The following is a 7640-nucleotide window of genomic DNA, read 5'->3' on the forward strand; positions in this document are numbered from 1 at the left end:
GAGACACACGCATGCCCGGTAAGGCCGACAGGCCCGAGAACCCGCGCGCCCGCAAGCTGGCGGACCGCATCAAGGAGATCGTGGCGCAGCTGCTCGACAGCCGGATCAAGGACCCGCGCCTCGGGTTCGTCACGATCACGGACGTCCGCGTCACGGGCGACCTGCAGAACGCGTCGATCTTCTACACGGTGCTCGGCACCGACGAGGAGCGTGCAGGCACCGCCGCGGCGCTGGAGAGTGCCAAGGGCATGATCCGCTCCGAGGTCGGCAAGCAGACCGGGGTGCGGCTCACGCCGGCGATCGAGTTCTTCCTGGACTCGATGCCGGAGAACGCCGCGCACCTGGACGCCGCGCTCCTGGAGGCGCAGCGCCGCGACGCCGAGCTCGCCGCACTCCGCGAGGGCAAGTCGTTTGCCGGCGAGTCGGACCCGTACCGCAAGCCGCGCGAGGACGACGAGGACGACGAGGCCTGACCTTCCGTTCCTGACCTTCCGTTCCTGACCCGGCGGTCCTGACCGGCGGGCCCGGTCGGCGGGCCCGGTCGTGGGCGCCGTGCGCGAGGATGGGGGCCATGAGCGCCCCCGACACAGACCTCGCCCGCGACATCGACCGGGCCTGCCGGCTCACCGGGTCGTTCACCCTGCGCAGCGGCCAGGTGGCCGCCGAGTACTTCGACAAGTACCTGTTCGAGACCGACCCGGTGCTGCTCGCCCGGGTCGCGACGCAGATGGCGCCGCTGGTCCCGGCCGGCATCGACCTGCTCGGCGGCCTCGAGCTGGGCGGCATCCCCCTGGTGACGGCGCTCAGCGCGACGACGGGCACCCCGGCCCTGTTCGTGCGCAAGGCGGCCAAGCGCTACGGCACGGCGAAGCAGGTCGAGGGCCCGCCCGTCGCCGGCCGCCGTGTCGTGCTGGTCGAGGACATCGTCACGACCGGCGGCGCCGTGCGCGACGCGACGCTCGCCCTGCGGGCCGAGGGCGCCGTCGTCGAGACCGTGCTGTGCGCGATCGACCGCAGCCCCGTCGGCACGCATCCGCTCGCGGACCTCGGGCTCGACGTCCGGCCCGTCCTCACCAGGGCGCAGCTCGACGCGAGCCGCCCCTCCTGACCTACGACGACACCGGAGCACCCATGACCGCAGCCCCCCGCACCGCGCCGCCGCCTCGTCGCCCGACGGCGCCCGACGGGTTCCTCGTCGTCGACAAGCCCGCGGGGTGGACCAGCCACGACGTGGTGGGTCGCTGCCGCCGGCTGGCCGGCACGCGCAAGGTGGGGCACGCGGGCACGCTCGACCCGATGGCGACGGGCGTGCTCGTCGTCGGCGTGGGGCGCGCGACCAAGCTGCTCACGTACGTGGTCGGCGCCGACAAGGCGTACGACGCGACGATCCGGCTCGGCGTCGCGACCACGACCGACGACGCCGAGGGCGAGGCGACCGCCGCGGCCGGCGTGGGCGACGGCGTCGACCCCGGGGACCTCGCGCGCGGGGTCGCCGCCCTCACCGGGGACATCCGCCAGGTGCCCACCACGGTGAGCGCGATCAAGGTGGACGGCAAGCGGGCGTACGCGCGCGCCCGGGCTGGGGAAGACGTGGTCCTCGAGGCCCGGCCGGTCACGGTGAGCCGCTTCGACGTGCTCGGCTCGCGGCCGGAGACGACGCCGGACGGCGTGGCCGTGCTCGACCTCGACGTCGCGGTGACCGTGTCGTCCGGGACCTACGTGCGCGCGCTGGCGCGCGACCTCGGGGCCGCGCTCGGCACCGGCGGGCACCTCACGGCGCTGCGGCGCACCCGTGTGGGCGGCTACGACCTGGCGGGCGCCAGCACCCTGGAGGAGCTGGAGGCGCAGGCGGACGCGGACGGCGTCCTCGCCACGCTGCCGCTCGCCGACGCGGCGCGCGCGACGTTCCCGGTGCGCGAGCTCTCCGCCGACGAGGCGCGCGCGCTCGGGTACGGGCAGTGGGTGCCCGCCAGCGGCGAGCGGGGGACCGTGGCGGCGATCGGCCCCGACGGCGCGCTGGTCGCGCTGCTCGAGGACACGCGCCGCCGGGGCGAGGCGCTGGCGAAGCCCGTGCTCGTCCTCGCCCCGGCGGGCGGCTGACCGGCGCGACCCGGAGCGACCCGGCGTGCCCGACTCAGCGTGCCCCGGGCCGGCGTCAGCCCTGCAGTGCCGGCGCGGCGTGCCGTGCGGCGCGCTCGAGCGCCTCGTCCCGGGCCGCGTCGGCGTCGGGCTCGGCGCCGCCCGCGGTGCGCAGGTGCCCGACCAGCGACATCAGGACGCCCACCCCGGCCCAGAGCCCGAGGGCGAGCCAGGCGCGCCCGGCGTCGGCGGCGGGGAAGTAGGACAGGTCGCGCAGCAGCGTGGCGCCCGCGCCCGGCGGGAACCACTGCCCGATCGCGCCCCAGTGCCACGGGAGGAACTCCGGCGGCATGGTGGCGCCGGAGATCGGGTTGGCGACCAGCATCATCGTCACCGCGCCGAGCGCGATCCCGGCGCGGCCCAGCAGCGCCACGACCCCGGTGATCGGCGCCGCGACGGCGGCGAGGGCGAGCGCGGCGGCCCCGGCGTTGGTCCACCAGGCGCCCTGCAGCGCGCCGAACCACGACTGCAGCACCGCGACGAGCACGACGCCGCCCACCGCGGCGTACACGGCCACCGCGAGCACCCGGCGCAGCGCGCCCACGACGAGCAGCGAGATCGCGATCCCGCCCACCATCCCGCCGAGGAGCAGCGGGAACATCGCCGCCGTCAGGCCGGCGCCGCGCGGGTCGTCGGCGGACAGGGGCACGACGTCGGTCACCGCGACGGTGGGCACGGCGGACGCGTCCGCGCCGGAGGCGAGGGCCTGCTGGCTGAGGCCGGCCTGCAGCTGTCCCGCCGCCGCGGTGAGGAGCTGGGTCGTCACGGTGCTCGCGGCCGAGGCCGTCAGCACCTCCGGCGCGGCGCCGAGCACGATCGCGCCGTAGGCGTCGCGGGACTCGACGGCGGCGACGGCGGCGTCCCGGTCGGCGACCGGGACGAGGTCGACCGCGCCGGGCTGGGCCTCGTCGAGCGTCGCGCCGAGGGCCTCGACGGCCTGCGGCGGGCCGGCCACGGCGACGGGGAGGTCCTTGGGCTCGGCCGTGACGGCCGGCCACGAGAAGGCGAGCACCAGCACGCCGACGAGGGCGGCGACGCCGAGCCCGAGGGCCACGACGCGGCTCCACGGAGTGTGCGGGACCGGGCCTGGCGGGGTGGTGGACGGGACGGCGGGGGCGTCGGTGGTCGACGACATGGTGGACTCCGAGGTGCGTGGTATCAAAAACGAATGTTCGTTCTTTATGGAGAGGGTGCGCCGGGGTCCCTAGACTTGTCAACCGTCCGCCAGCGCCCTCGGGAAGGGGTCCGATGCCACGAGTGACCGAGGCGCACCGCGAGGCGCGTCGCGCGCAGATCCGGGCCGCCGCCCTGCGCGTGTTCACCGCCAAGGGCTACCAGCGCGCCTCCATCTCCGACGTCGTGACCGAGTCCGGCCTCTCGGCGGGCGCGATCTATGGGCACTACGACGGCAAGCAGGCGCTGTTCGCCGCCGTCGCCCAGGAGGTGCTCTCCCGGCGCGGCACCGAGATCGGGGGCGCGTCGCGGGACGGCGTGCCGCCGCCGCCGCTCGACGTGCTGACCATCCTCACCGGGGGCATGGCGCGCGACCTCGAGGACGGACGGGTGATCGTGCAGCTGTGGGCGGAGTCCACCGTCGACGACGTGATCCACGACGTCGTCCAGGAGGTGGTGAGCACCCTGCGGGGCGTGATCCGCGACGCGCTCCGCGCCTGGTACGCCACCCGCCCGGACCTGGCTCCCGACGGTCCCGACGCCGCCGCCGACCTGCTCCTGCCCGTGATGATGGGCCTGGGCCAGGGGTTCCTCATGCAGCGCGCGATGCTCGACGACTTCGACGCCGAGCGCTACCTCGCCGGCGCCGCTTCCGTCCTGCCGCGCTGACCCGGCAGGCCCGTGGGCGGCGTCGTCGTATCCTTGACGGCTGGCGCCCGCAGCGGGCGCCGGCAGCCGGACCCTCGACGAGACGGAGCGCGACGCGTGCAGGTGTTCACGGACCTGGACCAGGTCCCCGACGGGTTCGGGCCGTCGGTCGTCACGATCGGCAACTTCGACGGCGTCCACCGCGGCCACCAGGCCGTGCTGGGGCGCCTGGTGGGCCTGGCCCGCGCCGACGACCGCCTCGCGGTGGCGCTCACCTTCGACCCGCACCCGGCCCGGGTGCACCGCCCGGAGACCGCTCCCGAGCTGCTGACCGGCCTGTCGGACCGCCTCGACCTGCTCGGCCGCACCGGCCTCGACGCCGTCCTCGTCGTGCCGTACACGCTCGACCTCGCCGCGCTCACGCCCGAGGAGTTCGTCACCCGGTACCTCGTGGAGGGCCTCGGCGCGCGCACGGTCGTCGTCGGGCACGACGTGCGGTTCGGCAAGGGCAACGCCGGCACTCTCGCCACGATGGTGGAGCTCGGCGGCACCCACGGCTTCGAGGTCGTCGCGGTCGACGACGTCGGCGAGTGCGCGCCGGGCAGCGCCGGCGCGCGCGAGCGTTGGTCGTCGTCGGCGGCCCGGGCGCTGCTGGCCGAGGGCGACGTGGCGCAGGCCGCGGACGTGCTGGGCCGGCCGCACCGCGTGCGCGGCACGGTCGTGCACGGCGACGCGCGGGGTCGCGAGCTCGGCTTCCCGACGGCGAACCTCGGACGTGCCGAGGGCATGGTGCCCGCCGACGGCGTCTACGCGGGCCGGCTCCTGCGCCCCGGGCTCGCCGCGACGGACCCCGCGAGCCCCGACGCCGACCTGCCCGCCGCGATCTCCGTGGGCACCAACCCGACGTTCGACGGCGTGGAGCGCCGCGTCGAGGCCTACGTCCTCGACCGCGACGACCTGGACCTCTACGGCGAGACCGTGGTGCTCGAGCTGGTCGAGCGCCTGCGGCCCACGCTGCGCTTCGAGGGCATCGAGCCGCTCATCGAGCAGATGCACGCCGACGTCGCGCGGGCGCGCGACATCCTGGGCTGACCCCCGCACCGACCGGTCGAGCAGGCGGTTGCCACCGGTATCGGGGCCACCCGGCCCCGATACCGGTGGCAACCGCCTGCTCGGCGACGAGGGCAGCGGGTGAATCCGCGCGCGGCCTGTCACGGGCGTCCCGGGACTCGCTCCTTCCAGGCGTGACGGACCGGGCAGCGCCCGGCCGTGGGCCGCGGGAGCTCCCGCGGCTCCGTCGCGGCGCGGGCCCCGCCCTCCCTGATCCACGGCGGTGCCGCCTCGTCGCAGCGCGCTGTCCCGGGGGGGACCCCTCGGCGGGCGGGGAAGAAACCCCACGCCAGCGGGTTTCTGAGCTCCTTGTTGTGCCCCCCCCTCTTCTGCCCTTTTTTGTCTGTTCCTTTCGTACCGCGTCTTTCCCCGTCCCCCCTCCCTGCCCCCCCCGGCCCGCGCCCCGCGCCGGGCTGCTCCCGGCGCTCGCGCCTTCGAGAGGGGCAGAGCCATGACGGCTCAGCAGACCATCGCGCTCGACGCGCCCGAGCCCGGGCGTGACATCCACTCCGACCCCGTCGGCCGGACGGTGCGCAGCGTGCGGCACGGCGGCCAGGTCCGGCCGCGCCCCGGGTCGCACCCGCGGCCCGGCACCGACCCGGGGTCGTCACCGGCGCCCTTGCTCACCGAGACGGAGCTCGCCGTCCTGCGCGATCTCGTCGAGGACAGGTTCGAGGCGACGACGTCGTTCGACTACCTCTTCCGCGACCTGCGCGGGCGGTTCCCGGCGGCGCACCTGCCGGTCACCGGCCGCGGCGCCCCGCCCCAGGGGCCGATCTCCAACCGGACCGTCACCGCCGTCGTCGCGTCCCTGAAGAAGCTGGGCGCCGCGATGGTCGAGCCGGCCGGGCCGCCGAACCCGGCGCTCGACTCCACGATCCCCGCGGTCTACACGTACTGGGGTCAGTTCATCGACCACGACATCACTCTCAACACCAACGGGCCGGACGGGCCGCCGGAGCCGGGGGAGCCGCCGCGGCCGGGCGACCTCGTGCTCGGGGACATCGTGTCCGACCCGTTCTCGGCGTTCCCGCCGGAGGTCGTGGTGCGCAGCCTGCACAACGGGCGACACCCGTTCCTCAACCTCGACAGCCTCTACGGCAGCGGGCCGCGCTTCCCCGGGGAGCCGGGCCGCGGGACCACCCGCAGCGAGGCCGCCTACGCCACGACCGACCCGGCCAAGCTCGCGCTCGGCCGGGTGGCGACGACGGCGGTCCCCGGCTTCGAGCTCGTGGCGCCCGGCGACGACCCGCAGCGCGACCTGCCGCGGTTCTCCGCCGCCGAGGTCGCGGGGATGTCGGCGGACGTGGCGGACCGCCCGGCACCCGGGTCGGCGAAGATCCCCGAGGGGCGCAACGACGAGAACCTCGTCGTGGCCCAGCTCCAGGTGGGGTTCATCCGCTTCCACAACGCCGTCGTCGACTGGGTCCGGGCCACCGAGCCCTGGCTCACGGTGGACGACCGTGCGGTGTTCGACCGCGCGCAGCGGCTCACCCAGCACCACTACCAGTGGCTCGTCGTGCACGACTACCTGCGCACCCTCACCAAGCCGGGCGTGCTCGACGAGGTCCTCGTGGAGCCTTCCCTGCTGTTCCGGCCGCGGCGCCCGGTCGCGATGCCGCTGGAGTTCGCCGTCGCGGCGTTCCGGTTCGGGCACTCGATGGTGCGCGGCGGCTACGACTTCAACCTCAACTTCGGCAAGGTCGTGCCGCCGGCGGCGGCGCCCCGCGCGGCGTTCGCGAGCCTCGAGCAGCTCTTCGAGTTCACCGGGGGCGGCGGCCTCGTCCCGACGGGCGCGCCCCGCGGCGACGTCCTGCCGTCCAACTGGCCGATCGACTGGTCCCGGTTCGTCGACAAGGGCGACCCCGACCGCCGCCGGTCCGCGGCGAAGATCGACCCGTTCCTCGCGGCGGGGCTCGCGACGATGCGCAACGAGGGCAACGACGCAGGCCTGGCTCCCCGGGTCAGCGCGCTGCTCAAGCAGCTCGCGCAGCGCAACCTGCTGCGCGGGTACTGGCTGTCGCTGCCCACGGGGGAGGCGGTGGCCCGTGCGCTGCACGTGCCCGCGCTGACGCCCGAGCAGCTCACCCGCGGCGCCGCGCAGGAGGTCAAGGACGCGCTGGCGGAGCTCGACGGCACGCCCCTGTGGTACTACGTGCTCAAGGAGGCCGAGATCCAGGGGAACGGCAACTTCCTCGGGGACGTCGGCAGCCGGATCCTGTGCGAGACGTTCGTCTACCTGCTCACGGCGGACGCCGACTCGTTCCTCAACGAGGGCTGGACCCCCGCGCAGGGGGTGCGGGCCGACGGCGGGAAGATGATCACGACCCTCCCCGACCTGCTCCGGTTCGCGGGTGTCCTCACCCTCGACGACGGCACGACGTTCCGGCAGGTCGACGGCCGGCCGGCGGGGCACGACGGGGACTGACCGCCCGTCGGGATCGAGAGGCTCGTCGAGAGATGTGTCGTGGCCCACGTCGCGGGGGGGGGGGGGGGGGGAGGGCGGGGGGTGACTTAGCGCGGGGGGGGGGTGGGGACGGAGAGAAGAAAAAAGTGGAACCGAGAGGAAA

7 protein-coding genes are annotated in these 7640 nt (G+C 75.4%); 6 read left to right on the top strand and 1 reads right to left on the bottom strand.

Annotated features, from left to right (window positions below; all coding sequences use genetic code 11):
* The first annotated feature begins 11 nt into the window (after positions 1–11).
* The 3 genes from rbfA (at position 12) to truB (ending at position 2100) form a co-directional block, all read left to right on the top strand.
* Entirely contained in the window at positions 12–473 is a 462-nt protein-coding gene (gene rbfA / locus ACWF41_RS09485) for a 30S ribosome-binding factor RbfA (RefSeq protein WP_380326560.1), read from the top strand.
* Positions 474–571: 98 nt separating this feature from the next.
* Positions 572–1108, top strand: a complete 537-nt coding sequence (pyrE, locus tag ACWF41_RS09490) for an orotate phosphoribosyltransferase (RefSeq protein ID WP_380326563.1) — start codon at positions 572–574, stop codon at positions 1106–1108.
* Positions 1109–1131: 23 nt separating this feature from the next.
* On the top strand, positions 1132–2100 hold the full coding sequence (truB, locus tag ACWF41_RS09495; protein WP_380326566.1) for a tRNA pseudouridine(55) synthase TruB: 969 nt from the start codon (positions 1132–1134) through the stop codon (positions 2098–2100).
* Between the two features lie 55 nt (positions 2101–2155).
* On the opposite strand, the gene ACWF41_RS09500 is transcribed toward truB, so the two are convergent.
* Positions 2156–3274, bottom strand: coding sequence for a hypothetical protein (locus ACWF41_RS09500; RefSeq protein WP_380326569.1), 1119 nt, complete (start codon positions 3272–3274; stop codon positions 2156–2158).
* A gap of 113 nt (positions 3275–3387) precedes the next feature.
* On the opposite strand from ACWF41_RS09500, the gene ACWF41_RS09505 reads away from it, so the two are divergent.
* The 3 genes from ACWF41_RS09505 (at position 3388) to ACWF41_RS09515 (ending at position 7498) form a co-directional block, all read left to right on the top strand.
* Entirely contained in the window at positions 3388–3981 is a 594-nt protein-coding gene (locus tag ACWF41_RS09505) for a TetR/AcrR family transcriptional regulator (RefSeq protein ID WP_380326572.1), read from the top strand.
* Positions 3982–4077: 96 nt separating this feature from the next.
* Entirely contained in the window at positions 4078–5052 is a 975-nt protein-coding gene (locus ACWF41_RS09510; RefSeq protein ID WP_380326575.1) for a bifunctional riboflavin kinase/FAD synthetase, read from the top strand.
* Between the two features lie 469 nt (positions 5053–5521).
* Positions 5522–7498 (top strand): peroxidase family protein, encoded by a 1977-nt coding sequence (locus ACWF41_RS09515; protein WP_380327104.1) that lies wholly within the window; start codon positions 5522–5524, stop codon positions 7496–7498.
* Positions 7499–7640: the final 142 nt, after the last annotated feature.

The organism is Isoptericola sp. NPDC055063, assembly GCF_053608125.1.

What these genes read in the sequence shown, in the direction of transcription:
- truB (WP_380326566.1), top strand. Translation starts at nt 1,132, where the DNA reads ATGACCGCAGCCCCCCGCACCGCGCCGCCGCCTCGTCGCCCGACGGCG.
- pyrE (WP_380326563.1), top strand. Translation starts at nt 572, where the DNA reads ATGAGCGCCCCCGACACAGACCTCGCCCGCGACATCGACCGGGCCTGC.
- ACWF41_RS09500 (WP_380326569.1), bottom strand. Translation starts at nt 3,274, where the DNA reads ATGTCGTCGACCACCGACGCCCCCGCCGTCCCGTCCACCACCCCGCCA.
- rbfA (WP_380326560.1), top strand. Translation starts at nt 12, where the DNA reads ATGCCCGGTAAGGCCGACAGGCCCGAGAACCCGCGCGCCCGCAAGCTG.
- ACWF41_RS09515 (WP_380327104.1), top strand. Translation starts at nt 5,522, where the DNA reads ATGACGGCTCAGCAGACCATCGCGCTCGACGCGCCCGAGCCCGGGCGT.
- ACWF41_RS09505 (WP_380326572.1), top strand. Translation starts at nt 3,388, where the DNA reads ATGCCACGAGTGACCGAGGCGCACCGCGAGGCGCGTCGCGCGCAGATC.